Below are 17,942 nucleotides of genomic sequence, written 5' to 3'. Positions count from 1 at the left end.
CAGCTTCGTGCCCGCGGGGCGGTGGTGTGTCCGGGTGGCTCCGGCACCTACGGCTTGGGCGCCTGGGGGTCCGGCGGTGTCGGCGTCGGCTTCGACGGGGTCGGGGTCGGCGTCGGCTTCGACGGGGTGGGGGTCGGCTTCGACGGCGTCGGGGTCGGCTTCGACGGGGTCGGAGTCGGGGACGACGGCGTGTTGCCGGACGGCGGCGCCGGGGTGGTCGCGGACTGGCTCGGCGTGTTCGACGGGGAGATGCTGGCGCTCGGCGACTGGACCTTGCCCATGTCGGCCTCGTCCAGGTCGAAGGAGCCGGTCTTGCCGCCCTTGAGCGCGTCGAGGGTGTACTGCTTCCAGATCGACGCCGGGAAGCTGGAACCGCCCGCGCGGCCGCCGCCGGCGGTACCGGTCAGGCTGGTCTGCTTGTGGGTGCCGGGCTCGTCGCCGAACATCGCGACGACGGTGACGAGTTCGGGCGTGAAGCCGGTGAACCAGGCGGAGAAGTTGTTCTCGGAGGTGCCGGTCTTGCCCGCGGCCTCGTAGGCCGAGCTCTTCACGGCCTTGCCGGAGCCGTCCTCGACGACGCCGGTGAGCACCTTGGTGACGGTGTCGGCGGTCTTGCGGCTGATGGCCGTGTCGCCGACGGCGCGGACCGGCTTGTACTCGCGGTCCGCGTGCTTGGCGGATTTGATGATGCTCGGCGTGACCTTCTTGCCGTGGCTGTCGAAGGTGGCGTAGACGCCGGCCATCTCGACGGTGTCGGCTGTCATGGTGCCGAGCGACATGGCGGGCTTGTCCTCGGGCCAGCCGTCGCGGTCGACCATGCCGAGCTGCAGGGCGGTCTTCTTCACGTTCCTCGGCTTGACGTCCACGATCATCTGGGCGTACACGGAGTTCACCGAGGAGTTCGTGGCGGACTGCACCGTCATCATCGGGTCGCCGTAGTTGCGGTCGTCCTGGTTCTGCGGGTTGAACGGGACGTCGCTGCCGACCACGGGGCGCTTGCTCGTGCCGTCGTAGAGGGTGTTGGGCGTGATCGGCTTCCCGTCCTGCGTGCTCGCCTTGCCCTCCAGGGCGGAGGCGAGCACGACCGGCTTGAAGGTCGAGCCCGGCTGGAAGTCCTTGCGCAGGGCGTTGCTGGCCCACTGCTCGCTCTGCCCGGTGCCGCCGTACATCGCGACGATCGCGCCGGTCTTCGGGTCCACGGAGGTGGCACCGGCCTGCACGGCGGCGTCGACGGGGCGGCCCTTGCGGTCGAGCTTGGACTCCAGCTCGTCCTGGACGGCCTTCTCCAGCGCCGCCTGCTTCTTCGGGTCGATGGAGAGGGTGATCTCCCAGCCGCCGGCCTTGAGCTGGCCGTCGTTCATGCCGGTCTGGCGCTTGAGCTCCTCGTCGGCGGCCTGGATCAGGTAGCCCTTCTGGCCTTCCATGCCGCTGGGCGCCTTGGGCTTGATCGGCTCCTGGAACTTCATTTCCTTGCGCTTGGCCGGGTCCAGCTTGCCCATCTCGACCATGTTGTCGAGGACGGCGTTGAAGCGGATCATGACCAGGTTCTTGCCGTTCGGGCCGGCGGTCGCCCAGTCGTACTGGCTGGGGGCCTGGAGGACGGCGGCGAGGTACGCACCCTGCTCCAGGGTCAGCTTGTCGGCGTCGACCCCGTAGTAGGCCTGGGCCGCGGCCTGGATGCCGTAGGCGTTGCGGCCGTAGAAGTTGGTGTTCAGGTAACCCGCGAGGATCTGGGGCTTCTCCATCTCCTGGTCGACCTTGAGGGAGATGATCAGCTCCTTCAGCTTGCGGGTCGCCGTCTGGTCCTGCGTCAGGTAGAAGTTCTTGACGTACTGCTGGGTGATCGTCGAACCGCCGGCCTTGCCCTTGCCGGTGACGGTGTTGAACACGCCTCGGGCGATGCCCTTGAGGTCGACGCCCCGGTCGCTGTAGAAGGACTTGTTCTCGATGGCGATGAAGGCCGTCTGCACGTCCTGCGGGATCTTGTCGATCGACACGATCTGGCGGTTCGTGGTGCCGACGCGGGCCATGACCGTGCCGTCGGAGAGCTTGTAGACGTTGTTCTGCGTCAGCGCCTCGGCGTTGGGGTCCGGCGGTTCCACGTAGAAGTAGAGGCCGATCAGGGCCGCCATGCCGAGCAGCACCGCCCCGAAGAAGGTGCCGAGCACCTTCCTCCAGGTGAAGAAGCGGCGTATGCCGGTCGGCTTGCCGCCCGAGGTCCCGCCCTTGCCCTTGACGCGCCCGCGCGGCGCGCGTCGCGCACCGCGCTGCTGCTGCGCCTTTCGCGCTTCTGCTCGGCCCATCGCTCCCGCTCCGCTCGATAACCCCCCGACGTCAGCTCAGAAAGCTAACACCGCAGGCTGTGACAAAAACCGGCCAACGGGCTCTCATACCGGGCAATTCGGACGTGACAATGAGCACCCATCCCACAGGAACCGACGCAGCCGGAGCCCCGGAGGTTGCCGGGCCCCGCACCGCTTTCCCGCCACCTGCCCCGATCCCGCTCCCATCCCGCCGTCACCCGGCTCCCGTTCGCCCCAAAAAAGTGATATCACTTTGCTAAGCGGCTCGACCGGCCGTCACTGAACGAAACGGGGCACATGATGACGAACACCACGGGTGGCACCGAAGCCGGCGTACGGGAGTTCCCCGCGCGGAGCGTGGGCGGCGGGCTCGCGCTGCTGCTCGGCCTGGCGGGAGTGGCCGCCGGGGCGGGCCTGATCGCGCTCGGCGCGGTGTCCGGGAGCGACGGAGCCAAGGCGGGCCTGATCGCGGCGGGCGTCCTCCTGACCATCACCGCCGTCGTCGCCATGAGCGGCCTGAACACGGTCGCGCCGGGCGAGGCCCGCGTGGTCCAGCTGTTCGGCCGCTACCGCGGCACCGTCCGCACCGACGGGCTGCGCTGGGTCAACCCGCTGACCTCCCGCCGCCCCCTGTCCACCCGGGTCCGGAACCACGAGACGGCCGTCATGAAGGTCAACGACGCGTACGGCAACCCGATCGAGCTGGCGGCCGTGGTGGTGTGGCGGGTCGAGGACACCGCGCGGGCCGTCTTCGAGGTCGAGGACTTCACCGAGTTCGTCGAGACCCAGACCGAGGCGGCCGTCCGGCACATCGCGATCGAGTACCCCTACGACGCCCACGAGGACGGCGGCCTGTCGCTGCGCGGCAACGCCGAGGAGATCACCGAGAAGCTCGCCGCCGAACTGTCCACCCGCGTCGAGGCCGCCGGCGTCCACATCATCGAGTCCCGCTTCACCCACCTCGCGTACGCCCCGGAGATCGCCTCCGCGATGCTCCAGCGCCAGCAGGCGGGTGCGATCGTCGCGGCGCGCAAACAGATCGTCGAGGGCGCGGTCGGTATGGTCGAGCTCGCCCTGACCCGCCTCGCGGAGCAGGAGATCGTGGACCTCGACCCGGAACGGAAGGCGGCGATGGTGTCCAACCTGATGGTGGTCCTGTGCGGCGACCGCGCGGCCCAGCCGGTGGTCAACACGGGCACCCTCTACCAGTGAGCCCCGACGAAGGCACGGACTCCCCCGCCGACCGGGCCTCCGGCGACCGGGCCTCCGGCGGCCCGGCCGAGGGACCGGCGGCGGCCCCCAAGGCCGCTCGGCAGGCCCGCAAGCAGGTGCTGCTGCGGCTCGACCCGCAGGTGCACGACGCGCTCGCGCGGTGGGCGGGGGAGGAACTCCGCAGCGCCAACGCGCAGATCGAGTTCCTGCTCCGCCGCGCCCTGTCCGAAGCCGGCCGCCTTCCCGGCGGGGCGGGCCCCATCCCTCCCCGGGGCCGCCCCCGTAACGCACCGGATTCCTGAGGGGTTTCCGCCTGAATTGCACGGCGTGTGCCGCACGCCCGCCTTCGTACGACTGGATACGCTCACCGCGTCATATACGGCCGCTCACCGAATTCGAGGCTCGTATGAATCTGACCAGTGGGACAAAATCCGGCGGACGACGGGCGGGCCGGAAAGCGGCCATCGCGATCGCGGTGGTCGCCACGTGTTCCGGACTCACGTGGACGGCGCTCTCCCTCACCGGTGGCCTCACGGATTCCAAACCGCCCGTCACGTGCGCCTACACGCCCTCCGACAGCGGAAACAAGGCCGCCGCCCCGGGATTCGACGCCGTGGCGGCGGCCCGGCCGTACACGGTGAGAATCGACACCGAGGAGGGCCCCGTCACCATCGAGGCCCTCACCAAGGACGCGCCGTGCACCACCAACTCGTTCTCCTTCCTGGCCGGAAGGAAATACTTCGACGGCAGCAAATGCCACCGGGTCACAACTCGGGGGATTTTCGTATTGGAATGCGGCGACCCCACCGGGGAGGGTAATTCGGACCCCGGGTACTGGTTCAAGGATGAAAATCTGGCCGGCGCCGCCTATCCGGCGGGCACCGTCGCCATGTCCAAGGCCGAGCCCGGAAAGAACGGCAGCCAGTTCTTCATCAGTTACGCCGATCCCACCTTCCGCATGCCGCCCAGCTGGACCCCCTTCGGGAAGGTCGTCGGCGGGCTGGACGCGGTGGCGAAGATCGCCGCCAAGGGGACGGCGGACGGATCGACCGACGGAAGGCCCAAGGAGCCCGTCGTCATCAAGTCGGTCACGGTGCAGCGCCCGGTCAAGTGACCCCGGCCAAGTGACCCCGGTCCAGTGACCCCGGCCAAATGACGGTGGGCGACTGACCACCGCGAACAGCCGCGTGGGGCGCCGGCGGCTACCCCGTGCGACTCAGCAGGACGAAGCCGTCCCTGTCGTCCACCGTGTGGTACCCCCGGGCCCGGGCCTCGTCCAGGGAGATCTGCTCCTGGATGACCGACATCGGCCACCGCAGATGCGGCTGCACTTGGGTGTCGACCATGATCCACTCGGGGTTGGGGCGGCTGTCCCCCCATCCGTAGAGGCTCACGCTGGTGCGGTCGGCGAGGTGGGGCACGAGATAGTGCGATGCCTGGACCGTGGCGTCGTCCGGGATCTCGTCCATCACGCTGTGGGCCACCGCGATGCGGGGATCCTTCACCCAGGTCTCCGGCCGGGTCAGCTGCCAGAGCGGATAGTGCGGCAGCAGCAACAAGGTGACCGCCGCGGAGCCCGCCAGGTAGCGGTACAGGCTGCGGCCGCTCGCCCCCCGTCGCTGCAGGGTGTCGACGAAAGCCACGAAGACGACCGGCATGACCAGCAGCGAGTAGTGGTAGCCGGTGCCCCAGTGGGGCGGGTAGTTCGAGGCGAGGCGCCACAGCACGGACGGCAGTGCGATCAGCGCGAGTGGCGAGCGCAGGGCCAGGAAGAGGGTGGGGGCCAGGATGAGGAGGAGGGTGGTGACCTTCTCCTGCGGGGTGATCAGACCGAGCGTCAGCTGGTGGAGGAGTTCCAGCACGCCGCCCTGCGTTTCCCCCACCAGCGCGCCGCCCGAGCCGCCCGAGCCGCCACCGGGGTTGTGGGAGACGAGATAGCCGTCGAACCCGCCCGGATGGAAGGAGGCCAGCACCAGCAGGGCCAGCCCGGTCCCGGCCACCCCGGCCGCTGCCGTGAGGAGCCCCGGCCTGCGCCCGCCGCGCCCGCCCCGCCAGGCGATGACCAGGCCGATCGCGGCCACCGTGAGACCGAGGTCCTCCTTCACCAGCAGGAGCGGCAACGCCCAGTACGCGGCGGCGCGCAGCCGGCCGCTGCCGAGGGCCGTCAGGGAGAGGGTGAGCAGCGGAAGAGCGAAGGCCCACTCGTGGAAGTCGGAGGAGACCCCGCTCGCGATGCCCCACGAGACCCCGTAACAGGTGCCGATGACCGCGGCGGCCGCGGAGCCCAGCGTCCGGCGGGCCCAGAAGGCCAGCGGCAGCACGCTCCCGGCGACCAGCGCGGCCTGCGCCACGAGCAGCACCTTCACCGACGGCCACAGCCAGTACAGGGGTGCCAGCAGGGCCAGGATCGGGGAGAAGTGGTCTCCCAGGACCGGGAAGTCGGGCCCCTTGACCTCGGAGACGGGCAGGTGCCCCGATGCGTAGGAACGCACGACCTGTACGAAGATCCCCAGATCGAAGCTGCGGGAGAGCAGGCGTTCGTGGATCCGCAGGGACAGGGCCATGTAGGCGAAGAACAGCGCCCCCGCCATGCCCCAGATCCACCAGTCGGCTTGGGGACGGCTTTCCGCGGACGGCGTCGGCGCCGTCCGTTCCTCGACGCCCGTCTGCTGCGGTGGGAGGGCGGCGGTATTGCCGGTGGGTGCTCGCATGAACCTTCAAGATGCCAGCAACGTCCCGGCCGGGCCCGGAGCCGCCTCCTCCGTGGGCGGATTCCCTTCGAATGGCGGACTCCGCCAGCTATGCACTCCACGTATACATCGAGCGTATACACCGTGTGTATAGTCGTCGACATGTCCATCAGTCACGCACTCCTCGGCCTCCTGGAGGCCGGCCCCCGTCACGGCTACGACCTCAAGCGGACCTTCGACGAGAGATTCGGCCACGACAAGCCCCTCGCCTACGGCCAGGTCTACTCGACCATGTCCCGGCTGCTGAAGAACGGTCTCGTCGAGGTCGACGGCGTGGAGAGCGGCGGCGGTCCCGAGCGCAAGCGGTACGCGATCACCGAGGCGGGCGTCACCGACGTCGAGGGCTGGCTCACCCAGCCCGAGAAGCCCGAGCCGTACCTCCATTCGACCCTCTACACGAAGGTCGTCCTCGCCCTGCTGACCGGCCGCAGCGCCCAGGAGCTGCTGGACACCCAGCGCTCCGAGCACCTGCGCCTGATGCGCATCCTCACCCAGCGCAAGCGCAAGGGGGACCTCGCCGACCAGTTGGTCTGCGACCACGCCCTGTTCCACCTCGAAGCGGATCTGCGGTGGCTCGAACTCACCGCCGCCCGTCTCGACCAGCTCGCCCAGGAGATACAGCGATGACCCCGGCCGGCACTCTGCTCAGCGCCACGGACCTCCGCAAGACCTACGGCACCACCCACGCCCTCGACGGCGCCGAATTCTCCATCCACGCCGGCGAGATCGTCGCCATCATGGGTCCGTCCGGGTCCGGCAAGTCGACCTTGCTGCACTGCCTCGCCGGGATCGTCACCCCCGACTCCGGCACCATCACCTACGCCGGACGCGAGCTCTCCGCCATGAACGACGGCGAGCGCAGCGCCCTGCGCCGCGGCGAGTTCGGCTTCGTCTTCCAGTTCGGCCAGCTCGTCCCCGAGCTCACCTGCGTCGAGAACGTCGCCCTGCCGCTCCGCCTCACCGGCGCGAAGCGCAAGCAGGCCGAACGGACCGCCCTGGAATGGATGGAGCGGCTCCAGGTCGACGACCTCGGCCGCAAGCGCCCCGGCGAGGTCTCCGGCGGCCAGGGGCAGCGCGTCGCCGTCGCCCGCGCCCTCGTCACCAACCCCCGGCTGATCTTCGCCGACGAGCCCACCGGCGCCCTCGACTCCCTCAACGGCGAGCTCGTCATGCAGCTGCTCACCGAGGCCGCCCGGTCCACGAACGCCGCCGTCGTCCTCGTCACGCACGAGACCCGCGTCGCCGCCTACTCCGACCGCGAGATCGTCGTGCGCGACGGCAAGTCCCGCGACATGGAGCGCGCGGTATGAGTCTCGGAACCGCCGGCAAGCACGGCAAGCAGGGCGGGCGCAGCCCTCAGGGCCGGCGCAGCGGACACGACGGCCCCGGCGCCCCGGGCGCGGAGCGCGCGTTCCGCGTCTGGCTGCGCGACCTCGGGCTCGGCGCCCGCTTCGCCTTCGGCGGCGGCCGCGAGGGCTGGACCCGTACCCTCCTGACCGGTGTCGGCGTGGGCCTCGGTGTGGCCCTGCTGCTCATCACCAGCGCCGTCCCGAGCGCCATGGCCGCCCGCGACGCGCGCGGCGACGCACGCATGACGTTCACCTCGCCCACCGCCGAGCAGCCCGGCCGCGACACGCTGCTGATCGCCGAAGTGGACCAGTCCTACCGCTCCTACGGGGTCGACGGACGGCTCGTACAGCCCGAGGGGCCGGACGCCCCGCTGCCGCCCGGCGTGAAGAAGTTCCCCGGCGCCGGTGAACTGGTCGTCTCCCCCGCCCTCGACCGGCTGATGAAGACCGGTGAGGGCAGGCTGCTGCGCGACCGCCTTGACGGGAAGATCGTCGCGACCATTGGCGACGCGGGCCTGGTGGGCCCCGGCGACCTCTACTTCTACGCGGGCAGCGACCGGCTCACGGAACTCCAGAAGACCTTGCCCGACGAGGTCAAGCGGATCACGGCCTTCGCGAACACCATCGAGAAGCAGGCGCTCGATCCCGTCCTCACGCTCCTCGTGGTGCTGACGTTCGTCGCCCTGCTGATGCCGGTCGCCGTGTTCATCGGCGCCGCCGTCCGCTTCGGCGGAGACCGGCGCGACCGCCGGCTCGCCGCACTGCGCCTGGTCGGCGCCGACGGCCGGATGGTCCGCCGGATCGCGGCGGGCGAGGCGGCCGCCGGATCGCTGATCGGCCTGGCCCTGGGCACCGGGTTCTTCCTGGCCGCCCGGCAACTCGCCCCGGCCATGGACCTCGACCAGCGCAGCGTCTTCCCCGCCGACCTCAACCCGGCGCCCTGGCTGGCCGCGCTCATCGCGGTCGCCGTGCCCGCCGCGGCCGTCGCCGTGACCCTGTTCGCCCTGCGCGGCGTGGTCATCGAGCCGCTCGGTGTGGTCCGTACGACGACCCCGCGCAAGCGCCGGATCTGGTGGCGACTGCTGCTCCCGCTGGCCGGACTCGGCCTGCTGGCCCCGTTGATCGGCAAGGGCAACGACAGCGGGCAGTTCAACCAGTGGCAGGTCTCGGGCGGCGTGGTCCTGCTCCTCGTCGGCATCACCGTCCTGCTCCCCTGGGTGCTGGAACGGGTCGTCGGCCGGATCGGCGGCGCCGGATCGGTCTCCTGGCAGCTCGCCGCCCGCCGGCTCCAGCTCACCAGCGGCAGCGCCGCCCGGCTGGTCAACGGCATCGCGGTGGCGGTCGCCGGAGCGATCGCCCTGCAGATGCTCTTCGCCGGCACCTCGGACTCGTACACCGAGGACACCGGCCAGGACCCCACCCGCGCCTCGATCTCCGTCATGTCGCGCTCCCCCGCCGGGGGCGAGCCCCTGGCCCGGGCCCTGGACGGGGCCAAGGGCGTCACGCAGGCCGTGGCCCTCGGCTCCACCTTCGCCGGGCGCAGCACGGGCATGGAGTACGAGGACGCCACGAGCATGGTGACGATGGGCACCTGCGCCGCCCTCGCGGAGGTGGCGCAGCTGCCCTCCTGCAAGGACGGCGACGTCTTCGTCATCGCCGGCGCCGACGCGAACCGCACCATGGGCGGCGACGCCGCCCGGCCCGGCGACGCACTGTTCACGGGCAACATCTACGGCGGCGAGGGCGGCGCCCCGGTCCCGTGGACCGTGCCCGCCGACGCCCGGACCGTCACGGCCCGCCAGGACCCCGTCGGCAGAACGGCCACCGGCCTGCTCGCCACCCCGGCCGCCGCCCCGAAGGGCATGGGCAGGTACCAGTCCACGCAGGTGTTCGTGAAGCTGGACCCGAAGATGCCCGACGCGGTGGAGCTGGCCCGGAACGCCGTCTTCAAGGCCGATCCGCTGGCCGTCCCGCTGACCCTGCGGGCCACCGAGGTCAACGACCGCTACTCCTCCATCCGCACCGGCCTGTTCGTGGGCTCCGCCCTCGTGCTGATGCTGATCGGCGCCAGCCTGCTGGTCTCCCAGCTGGAGCAGCTGCGCGAGCGCAAGAAGCTGCTGTCCGCGCTGGTCGCCTTCGGCACGAAGCGCTCCACGCTCAGCCTGTCCGTGCTGTGGCAGACCGCCCTGCCGATCGGCCTGGGCCTGGCCTTGGCCACGGTGGTCGGGCTCGCGCTCGGCACGGTGCTGATGCAGATGGCGTCCGTTCCCTTCCGGATCGACTGGGCCTCGGTCCTGTCGATGATCGGCATCGGCGCGGGCGTGGCCGTCCTGGTCACCCTGCTCAGCCTGCCGCCCCTGCTGCGGCTGATGCGCCCGGACGGGCTGCGCACGGAGTAACCGCGCGCACGCAGTAACCGCCGCACGCAGCCCCGTACGCCCGCTAGTCCGTCAGCCAGACGGGGAGCGGGCGTACGGCTTCGCGCAGTGCGTCGGCGACGGCGCGGAACTCCTCCTCGCGGGCCGTTCCCGTCCGCATGGCCAGCGCGATCCGCCGCGAGGGCGCCGGTTCGGCGAAGTAGCCGGTGGCCAGGTGCTCGTTGCGGGCGGTCTCCAGGCGCAGCGCGGTGCGCGGCAGCAGCGTGACGCCGAGCCCGCCGGCGACCAGTTGGACGAGGGTGGACAGGCCGGCGGCCGTCGTGGTGACGTCCGCCCCGGCGGTGCGTCCCGCGTCGTGGCAGATGTCGAGGGCCTGGTCGCGCAGGCAGTGCCCCTCGTCGAGGAGGAGCAGCCGCAGCCCGCGCAGTTCCTCGCGCGGGATGTCCTTGCGGCCGGCGAGCGGGTGATCGCGCGGCGCGAGCAGGACGAAGTCCTCGTCGAAGAGCGGCAGTTCGGTGACCCCGGGCACCCCGAGCGGTACGGCGAGCAGCAGCAGGTCGAGCCGGCCGCCGGCCAGACCTTCCAGCAGCGAGGCCGTCTGCTCCTCGTGCACCTGGAGGTCGAGCCGGGGGTAGCGCCGGTGGAAGAGCCCGAGCACGGTCGGCAGCAGGTACGGGGCCACGGTGGGGATCACCCCGAGCCGCAGCGCCCCGGTGAAGGGGGCCCGTACGGCCTCGGCCTCCTCCAGCAGCCCGTCCATCGCGTCGAGCACGGCCCGCGCGCGGCCCGCGATCCGCTCCCCGGCGGGCGTGAGCAGCACCTTGCGCGTGGTCCGCTCCAGCAGCCGCACCCCGAGCGCCTCCTCCAGCACGGACACGGCCCCGGAGAGCGCGGGCTGGCTCATCCCGATGGCGGCGGCCGCGTCCCGGAAGTGCAGCTGCTCGGCGACGGCGGCGAAGGCCCGCAGCTGCGCGAGCGTCGCCTGTTTCGGTCCTCTATGACCCACAGCCACTGATAGGCACCTCCGATCACTGCGCACCAGGCTAGCTATTTCTGCAATCAATGCGGCTATGTCAGCATGTGAGATACGTCCAACCCCCCGGAAAGCCCCCAAAAGGGTCACTTTCCTTTGCGCAAGGAGAGCACGTGCTCACTGTCGGCGACCAGTTCCCCACCTACGACCTGACCGCTTGCGTCTCGCTGGAGGCCGGAGCCGAGTTCGCGCAGATCGACCACAAGACCTACGAGGGCAAGTGGAAGATCATGTTCTCGTGGCCGCTCGACTTCACCTTCGTGTGCCCGACGGAGATCGCCGCCTTCGGCAAGCTGAACGACGAGTTCGCCGATCGTGACGCCCAGATCCTCGGCTTCTCGCTCGACTCCGAGTACGTCCACCACGCCTGGCGCAAGGACCACGCCGACCTGCGCGACCTGCCCTTCCCGATGATGTCCGACATCAAGCGCGAGCTCTGCGCCGACCTCGGCATCCTCGGCTCGGACGGTCTCCCGATGCGCGCCGTCTTCATCGTGGACCCGAACAACGAGATCCAGTTCTCCATGGTGACCGCCGGTTCCGTCGGCCGGAACCCCAAGGAGGTCCTGCGGGTGCTCGACGCCCTGCAGACCGACGAGCTGTGCCCCTGCAACTGGAACAAGGGCGAGAGCACCATCGACGCCGGCGCGCTGCTGGCCGGTGAGTGAGCGATGTCCCTCGACGCGCTCAAGTCCGCCCTGCCGGACTTCGCCAAGGACCTGAAGCTGAACCTCGGCTCGGTCATCGGCAATCAGGACACCCTGACGCAGCAGCAGCTGTGGGGCACGGTCCTGTCCTGCGCCATCGCCGCCCGTTCCCCGCGCGTCCTGCGTGAGCTGGAGCCGGAGGCCAAGGCGGCCCTGTCGCCCGAGGCGTACACCGCCGCCAAGGCGGCCGCCGCGGTCATGGCGATGAACAACGTCTTCTACCGCACCCGCCACCTGCTCTCCGACCCGGAGTACGGCAACCTGCGCGCGGGCCTGCGGATGAACGTCATCGGCAACCCCGGCGTGGAGAAGGTCGACTTCGAGCTGTGGTCGCTCGCCGTCTCCGCGATCAACGGCTGCGGCCAGTGCCTGGACTCGCACGAGCAGGTCCTGCGCAAGGCCGGCGTGGACCGCGAGGCGGTCCAGGAGGCCTTCAAGATCGCCGCGGTGATCCAGGCCGTCGCCGTCACCCTCGACTCCGAGGCCGCGCTCGCGGGCGAGTGACACCCCGCCATACCCACCGCAGGGCCCCGCGACTCCGGTCGCGGGGCCCTGCGTGCGTACACGTCCGCGGCTACCGCTCCAGCTTCGCCATCAGCGCCCGCATGTCCTCGATCATCGCCGCGTCCATCGCGTTCTCGTCGATGCCGGCGGGCTCTTCGTCGCGCGCGTTGAACCACTGCACGGTGAGGGTGAAGACCGCCCCTCCGTCGAGCACCATGAGCCGCGATCCGCCGTGCGCGTAGTACCGGTCGAGCACCGCCCGGTCGCCGAGGCCCTGCACCTCTTGGCGCTCGTCGAGGTCCAGCCGGGTCGCCGGGTCCGTCCCGGCGCCGGTGGCGAACTCCGCCTCCGGGTCGCCCTTCTTGTGCAGCTCGACCAGCAGCTGGGCGCCGTACATCATGGTCCCCTCCACGTACTGCGTGGAGACCGTGCAGTACGACCAGTCCTGCGCGAGGTGCACGCCCTCGGCGCTCTGGCGTCCCTCGAACTTCCGGCCGGCGGCCTGGCCGATCGTCTTGAGCTCGAACTCCTTGCACAGGTCGGAAGAGTGCCGGTAGTCGAGCCGCGGAACATCAGGGAAGCGTTCCTGCACGGCCAGCGTGCCCGCCCACACCGCCGAGGCCGCCACCATCCCGCCCAGCGCCCACAGCCACGGTCTCCGCGCGCCCCGTACGCCCTCTCGCCCGGGCTCGCCCGGAAGGGCCTCCGCGGCCCCCTCCGCCCCGCTCGCCGTGGCCCAGCCCCCGTCGATCTCGGGCTCGCCGATCATCCCCGTGTCCCCCGTCCCCCGCGCCCCGGCACCTACCGCGCCTACCTGCGCAGCGCCTTCATCAGGCCGTGCATGTCGTCGATCATCGCAGCCTGGACCGCGTCGGAATCGGGCTTCGGCGGATCCTCCGGGACGACCTCGCCGGTGCTCGGCTCGCCCTCGCCCCCCGACCACACCGCCACGTCCATGGTGAACACCGCGCCCCCGTCGAGCACGGTCAGCCGCCACCCGCTCCCGTACTCCGTCTCGGAGATCAGCGCCCGCTCCCCGAGCCCGGGCACCGAGCGGAGGTCCGGTTTGCCCAGGCCGATCCAGCCCACCGCTCCGGGATCCGCCCCGAACTCGGGCGCGGGGTCGGTGCGCTTGTGCAGCTCCATCGAGACCTGGGCCTCGTACGCGAGCCAGCGCCGGGGCCCCTCCGAATCGACCGGCGGTGTGCGCAGCATGCACATCGCCCGGTCCACGCCCGGGTGCTCCCACAGCCGCGGGGTGTGGTCCCACCCGATGACCTCCGCCAGCCGGGCGATCCCCGGCAGCTTCGCCGAGTCGCACAGGCTCAGGGGCAGCGCGTACCGCAGCGGCGGGCTGTGGTCCTGCGGGGTCGCGGCCCACCAGGCGCCCGCCCACAGCGCGGAGGCGAGGAGGGCCCCGCCGAGCGCCCACCGCCAGGGTCGGCGGCCCTGCGGCGGGGAGCCGCCGTAGCCCTCCCGCCCCTGCGGCCCCTCTGGCCCCTCCAGTGCCTCCGGGCCCTCAAGGCCCTCCGGCCCCGGCAGACCGGACGAGCCGCCGTCGAACTCAGGCTCCGTTATCACCCGTACGTGTCTCCTCCGCCTCGGATGCCGTCTGACCCAGGGCCGTCGCACCGTGCGGCCCGGGGCCGACCGGGGAGAGTCCGTGGTGGAGCTGTTCGCGCGAGTAGGCCCGCAGGTAGCCGACCACGGTGTTGGTGACGGCGACCAACGGAACGGCGACCACCGCTCCGCCGATGCCGGCGACCAGGCCGCCGGCCGCCACGGAGAGCACCACCGCGAGCGGGTGGACCCGTACCGCCCGGCCCAGGATGAAGGGCTGGAGCACGTGGCCCTCGATCTGCTGCACGGCCAGCACCACCAGCAGCACCATCAGCGCCGTGAACGGCCCCTGCGTCACCAGGGCCACGACCACGGCGAGGGCGCCGGAGATCACGGCGCCGACGAGCGGGATGAAGGCGAACAGGAAGATGAAGACGGCGAGCGGGACGGCCATCGTCACGTCGAGGAAGTAGAGGCCGAGGCCGATGAACACGGCATCGATGAGGGCCACGAGGACCGTGCCGCGCACGTACGCGGTCAGGGTGCGCCAGGCGCGCGGACCGGCGCCGGCGACGCCGGGGCGGGCGGCGGCCGGGAGCAGGCCCGTCGCCCAGGTCCAGATCCGCTTGCCGTCGTAGAGCAGGAAGAGCGTGGAGAACATCGCGAGCAGCATGCCCGTCAGCACTTCGACCAGGACGGTGACGCCTTGCAGGCCGGCGGAGGTGATCTGCTCGGTGTTGGTGCCGATGGTCTCGCTGAGGTTCTTGGCGATCTCGTTGATCTGCTTCTCGGTCACGTGGAACGGACTGTCCAGCGCGGCGAGTTTGAGGTCGTTGATGCCTTCGCGCAGCCGGGCCGAGAGATCGTCGAGGTTGTCCATGACCTGCCAGACCACGAACCAGCCGACCAGCCCGATGACCACGAACCCGAGGATCGCGGTGACGGCCGTGGCCAGGCCGCGGGGCATCCCGAGCCGGCGCAACCGGACCACGAAGGGCTGGAGCAGTGCGGTGACCAGGAGGGCGGCGGCGAAGGCGAGGACGACCAGGCGGACTTCGCTGATGACCCGCATCAGGACCCAGAGCATCCCGGCGAGCAGCAGCAGCCGCCAGCTCGCCTCGGCGGCGACGCGCACCCCCCACGGGATGACGGATACCGGGTCGGGGCGCAGCGGGGTGGCGTAGCCGGCGTGTTCGGCGCCCGGGTGCGCAGAGGGTGCAGAGGGCGGGGAGGAGGGCGCCGGGGAAGCAGCCGGGGACGCGGTGGCGCCGGGCCCTGCGGCCGGCAGGTTGCCGGAGGTCTCGGCCTCGACCTCGGCGCGCCGCTCCGCGAGCCGGGCCTCCACGTCGCTCAGGCTCTTGCCGAGCCGGCCGAGCCAGCCTGTCTTCGCCATGTCGTTCCCTTCCCCCCGCCCTGGACCGCGCACCGGGGCACGCCTCGAAAGACCGTACACGCGAGGAGCCCCGCACCGTAGGACGGTGCGGGGCTCCTCGGGGTTGAGGCGCGCGGGCGCGCTCTCGTCCCGGTGTCCGGTGTGCCTAGTACCAGTTGTTGGCCTGGTGGAAGTTCCAGGCTCCGCACGGGCTGCCGTAGCGGGAGTTCATGTAGTTCAGACCCCACTCGATCTGGGTGGCGGGGTTGGTGCGCCAGTCGGCGCCCGCCGAGGCCATCTTCGAACCGGGCAGGGCCTGGACGAGGCCGTAGGCGCCCGAGGACTTGTTCACGGCCTGGTAGTTCCAGGTGGATTCCTGGTTGATGATCTTGGAGAAGCACTGGAACTGCCCCGCCGGGACCATCTGCTGGGCGATCGCCTTGACCTGGGCGACCGTGTAGGAGGCCTGGGGAGCGAAGGAGGATCCGTCGCGGGAGGCGGAACGGCTGGCGACCTGGTCCTTCTCCTCGCGCTCCTTCTTCGCCTTGTCGTCGGCGGCCTTCTGCGCTTCGGCCTTCTTCGACTTGGCGTCCTGGGCGGCCTGGATGCGGGCCGCCTCCTCCGCCGAGCGCTTGGCGTCGACGTCGGCGGCGTGCGCGATGGAGTCGGCCTGCTGCGTCAGGGACGCGTTCTGAACCTGCGCCTGCTCGCCGACCGGGATGTCAGTGAGGAGAGTCGTCCCGGACGCGGTCGTCTCGAGATCGTTCGAGGCGGGGTCGCCAGTGGCAACACCCACGACGGCGCCGACGGTGGTGACAGCGGTGGCCGAAGCCACTGCGAATCCCCGAACCGAGATCCGGCTCACACGGTTTCCTTCCAGCAGCGTCCGCAGTGACTGCGCGGGCGCAATAGTGCCCTTGACGCTGGCCTCCATGATGGTGCGGTCACTGGAGGCGCGGGCCCGTGGGCAACTCCCTTGCGGGAGTGCCGCGTGATGCTCCGGGCGGCATACGGCGATCGATTGTGGAGTTAGCGGTACTGCGCGCATCTCACGGGAGATACAGGTGTGCCGTATGCGGGGCCTGACGGAAAACAGACTCTGCCGGACCTCGATGCCGCAGGGCAATTCTCCGTTGCGTGGGAAAGGTCACACCTGGCATGTCACCCCTGCTTCTTGCAAACCCCTGTGCGCGAGGGCGCCGCCCGGCTAGGCTCTCTGGCCTTTGCCGGGCGGCGCCAACTCACCTTCCCGCTATGCGCGTTTTACCTGTTTTGCGGCCCGTACGGGCCGTCGGCCGGCCCTACAGGTTCTCCAGCATCTCGGTGACCAGCGCGGCGATCGGGGAGCGCTCGGAACGGGTCAGCGTGATGTGCGCGAAGAGCGGATGCCCCTTCAGCTTCTCGACCACGGCGACGACTCCGTCGTACCGGCCGACCCGCAGGTTGTCCCGCTGGGCCACGTCGTGGGTGAGAACCACCCGCGAATTGGCCCCGATACGGGACAGAACGGTCAGCAGGACATTGCGCTCCAGCGACTGGGCCTCGTCCACGATCACGAACGCGTCGTGCAGCGAGCGGCCGCGGATGTGCGTGAGCGGCAGGACCTCCAGCATCCCGCGGTTCAGCACCTCCTCGATGACCGCGCGCCCGGCGACCGCCGAGAGGGTGTCGAACACCGCCTGGGCCCAGGGGCTCATCTTCTCGTTGGCGTCCCCGGGGAGGTAGCCCAGGTCCTGGCCGCCGACCGCGTACAGCGGCCGGAAGACCATCACCTTCTGATGCTGCCTCCGCTCCAGTACGGCCTCCAGCCCCGCGCACAGCGCCAGCGCCGACTTTCCGGTGCCGGCCCGGCCACCCATCGAGATGATCCCGATCTCGGGGTCGAGCAGGAGGTCGAGCGCGATCCGCTGCTCGGCGCTGCGGCCGTGCAGCCCGAAGGCCTCGCGGTCGCCCCGTACGAGCTTCACGTTGCCGTCGGCCGTGACCCGACCGAGTGCCTTGCCGCGCTCCGACTGGAGGACCAGACCGGTGTGCACGGGAAGTTCCGCGGCCTCCGGTACGTAGAGCCGCTCCTCGGAGAAGAGGAGGTCCACCTGTTCCCCGGAGAGCGCCAGCTCCGTCATGCCGGTCCAGCCGGCATCGGTGATGGCGAGCTCCGCGCGGTACTCCTCTGCCATCAGCCCCACGGAGGAGGCCTTGATGCGCAGGGGGAGGTCCTTCGAGACGACCGTGACGTCGTAGCCCTCGGCCTGGAGGTTGCGTGCGACCGCGAGGATCCGCGAATCGTTGTCCCCCAGCCGGAAGCCCGCGGGCAGGACGCTCTGGTCGGAGTGGTTGAGCTCGACGCGCAGGGTGCCGCCCAGATCGCCCAGCGGGATGGGTGCGTCGAGGCGACCGTGGAGCACCCGGAACTCGTCGAGCAGCCGCAGGGCCTGACGGGCGAAGTAGCCGAGTTCGGGATGGTGCCTCTTTGCCTCCAGCTCGGTGATCACCACGATCGGGAGCACGACCTCGTGCTCGTCGAATCGGGAGATCGCGTTGGGGTCTGCCAGCAGGACGCTGGTGTCGAGGACGTAGGTCCGCCTGTCGGGCAGGCGGCTCTTTGTGCTGGTCACCACGGAAGGACGTACCCCCTCGGAAGAGGTCGGGCCATGAAGACCGGACCGGTCATCGGCACCCCTGCGCGGGCCGACTTCCGGCCCTCCACTCCGTCCGTGCGAACCGCACGTGCGTCCTGGTGCAAAGGGCCTCCCGGGCGGACGACCCCATGCCGT

16 protein-coding genes are annotated in these 17,942 nt (G+C 70.7%); 8 read left to right on the top strand and 8 right to left on the bottom strand.

Translation table 11 applies throughout. The features are described 5' to 3' along the window. Window positions 1-47: 47 nt before the first annotated feature. Window positions 48-2,303 carry a transglycosylase domain-containing protein gene (locus ACFVX6_RS14695; protein ID WP_389691338.1) on the bottom strand — a complete coding sequence of 752 codons (2,256 nt, stop codon included), beginning with the start codon at window positions 2,301-2,303 and terminating at the stop codon, window positions 48-50. 297 nt (window positions 2,304-2,600) lie between these two features. Here ACFVX6_RS14695 and ACFVX6_RS14690 point away from each other — a divergent pair, with 297 nt between their 5' ends. From ACFVX6_RS14690 to ACFVX6_RS14680, 3 genes are all read left to right on the top strand, one after another. Next, window positions 2,601-3,515: an SPFH domain-containing protein gene (locus tag ACFVX6_RS14690; protein ID WP_389691336.1), complete on the top strand. Its 915-nt coding sequence runs from the start codon at window positions 2,601-2,603 to the stop codon at window positions 3,513-3,515. Beyond that, window positions 3,512-3,817 (top strand): hypothetical protein, encoded by a 306-nt coding sequence (locus tag ACFVX6_RS14685; RefSeq protein WP_389691334.1) that lies wholly within the window; start codon window positions 3,512-3,514, stop codon window positions 3,815-3,817. The genes ACFVX6_RS14690 and ACFVX6_RS14685 overlap by 4 nt, the downstream gene beginning before the upstream one ends. A gap of 104 nt (window positions 3,818-3,921) precedes the next feature. Continuing rightward, on the top strand, window positions 3,922-4,629 hold the full coding sequence (locus ACFVX6_RS14680) for a peptidylprolyl isomerase (protein ID WP_389691332.1): 708 nt from the start codon (window positions 3,922-3,924) through the stop codon (window positions 4,627-4,629). 88 nt (window positions 4,630-4,717) lie between these two features. Here the strand turns inward: ACFVX6_RS14680 and ACFVX6_RS14675 are convergent, their stop codons facing one another. Then, entirely contained in the window at window positions 4,718-6,226 is a 1,509-nt protein-coding gene (locus ACFVX6_RS14675; protein WP_389691330.1) for a DUF2079 domain-containing protein, read from the bottom strand. 141 nt (window positions 6,227-6,367) lie between these two features. Here ACFVX6_RS14675 and ACFVX6_RS14670 point away from each other — a divergent pair, with 141 nt between their 5' ends. From ACFVX6_RS14670 to ACFVX6_RS14660, 3 genes are read left to right on the top strand one after another with little or no spacing between them, the layout of a single operon-like run. After that, on the top strand, window positions 6,368-6,892 hold the full coding sequence (locus ACFVX6_RS14670; RefSeq protein ID WP_389691328.1) for a PadR family transcriptional regulator: 525 nt from the start codon (window positions 6,368-6,370) through the stop codon (window positions 6,890-6,892). Then, window positions 6,889-7,575 (top strand): ABC transporter ATP-binding protein, encoded by a 687-nt coding sequence (locus tag ACFVX6_RS14665; protein WP_389691326.1) that lies wholly within the window; start codon window positions 6,889-6,891, stop codon window positions 7,573-7,575. The genes ACFVX6_RS14670 and ACFVX6_RS14665 overlap by 4 nt, the downstream gene beginning before the upstream one ends. Continuing rightward, window positions 7,572-10,013 (top strand): ABC transporter permease, encoded by a 2,442-nt coding sequence (locus ACFVX6_RS14660; RefSeq protein WP_389691324.1) that lies wholly within the window; start codon window positions 7,572-7,574, stop codon window positions 10,011-10,013. The genes ACFVX6_RS14665 and ACFVX6_RS14660 overlap by 4 nt, the downstream gene beginning before the upstream one ends. A 43-nt stretch (window positions 10,014-10,056) precedes the next feature. Here the strand turns inward: ACFVX6_RS14660 and ACFVX6_RS14655 are convergent, their stop codons facing one another. Beyond that, the gene (locus tag ACFVX6_RS14655; protein ID WP_389691322.1) at window positions 10,057-11,004 is read right to left on the bottom strand and encodes a LysR substrate-binding domain-containing protein; all 948 of its coding nucleotides are present in this window, start codon (window positions 11,002-11,004) and stop codon (window positions 10,057-10,059) included. 134 nt (window positions 11,005-11,138) lie between these two features. Here ACFVX6_RS14655 and ACFVX6_RS14650 point away from each other — a divergent pair, with 134 nt between their 5' ends. Next, complete coding sequence (locus tag ACFVX6_RS14650) at window positions 11,139-11,693, top strand: peroxiredoxin (RefSeq protein ID WP_243335739.1); 555 nt, start codon at window positions 11,139-11,141, stop codon at window positions 11,691-11,693. Between the two features lie 3 nt (window positions 11,694-11,696). Next, window positions 11,697-12,236, top strand: a complete 540-nt coding sequence (locus ACFVX6_RS14645; protein ID WP_389691320.1) for an alkyl hydroperoxide reductase — start codon at window positions 11,697-11,699, stop codon at window positions 12,234-12,236. Between the two features lie 70 nt (window positions 12,237-12,306). Here ACFVX6_RS14645 and ACFVX6_RS14640 read toward each other — a convergent pair whose 3' ends face one another. The 5 genes from ACFVX6_RS14640 to ACFVX6_RS14620 form a co-directional block, all read right to left on the bottom strand. Continuing rightward, window positions 12,307-13,005, bottom strand: coding sequence for a hypothetical protein (locus ACFVX6_RS14640; RefSeq protein ID WP_389691318.1), 699 nt, complete (start codon window positions 13,003-13,005; stop codon window positions 12,307-12,309). Between the two features lie 41 nt (window positions 13,006-13,046). Then, window positions 13,047-13,817 (bottom strand): hypothetical protein, encoded by a 771-nt coding sequence (locus ACFVX6_RS14635; RefSeq protein ID WP_389691316.1) that lies wholly within the window; start codon window positions 13,815-13,817, stop codon window positions 13,047-13,049. Next, window positions 13,801-15,189, bottom strand: coding sequence for an AI-2E family transporter (locus tag ACFVX6_RS14630; RefSeq protein WP_389691314.1), 1,389 nt, complete (start codon window positions 15,187-15,189; stop codon window positions 13,801-13,803). Before ACFVX6_RS14630 ends, ACFVX6_RS14635 begins: the two co-directional genes overlap by 17 nt. 145 nt (window positions 15,190-15,334) lie before the next feature. Continuing rightward, window positions 15,335-16,033, bottom strand: a complete 699-nt coding sequence (locus tag ACFVX6_RS14625) for a transglycosylase SLT domain-containing protein (RefSeq protein ID WP_389691312.1) — start codon at window positions 16,031-16,033, stop codon at window positions 15,335-15,337. A 436-nt stretch (window positions 16,034-16,469) separates the two neighbouring features. Beyond that, window positions 16,470-17,786, bottom strand: coding sequence for a PhoH family protein (locus ACFVX6_RS14620; RefSeq protein ID WP_266880864.1), 1,317 nt, complete (start codon window positions 17,784-17,786; stop codon window positions 16,470-16,472). Between the last annotated feature and the right edge of the window lie 156 nt (window positions 17,787-17,942).

This window comes from Streptomyces sp. NPDC058289, assembly GCF_042880975.1.
Taxonomy (GTDB): domain Bacteria; phylum Actinomycetota; class Actinomycetes; order Streptomycetales; family Streptomycetaceae; genus Streptomyces; species Streptomyces stoeckheimensis.
This window is presented reverse-complemented; position numbering and strand designations above follow the sequence as displayed.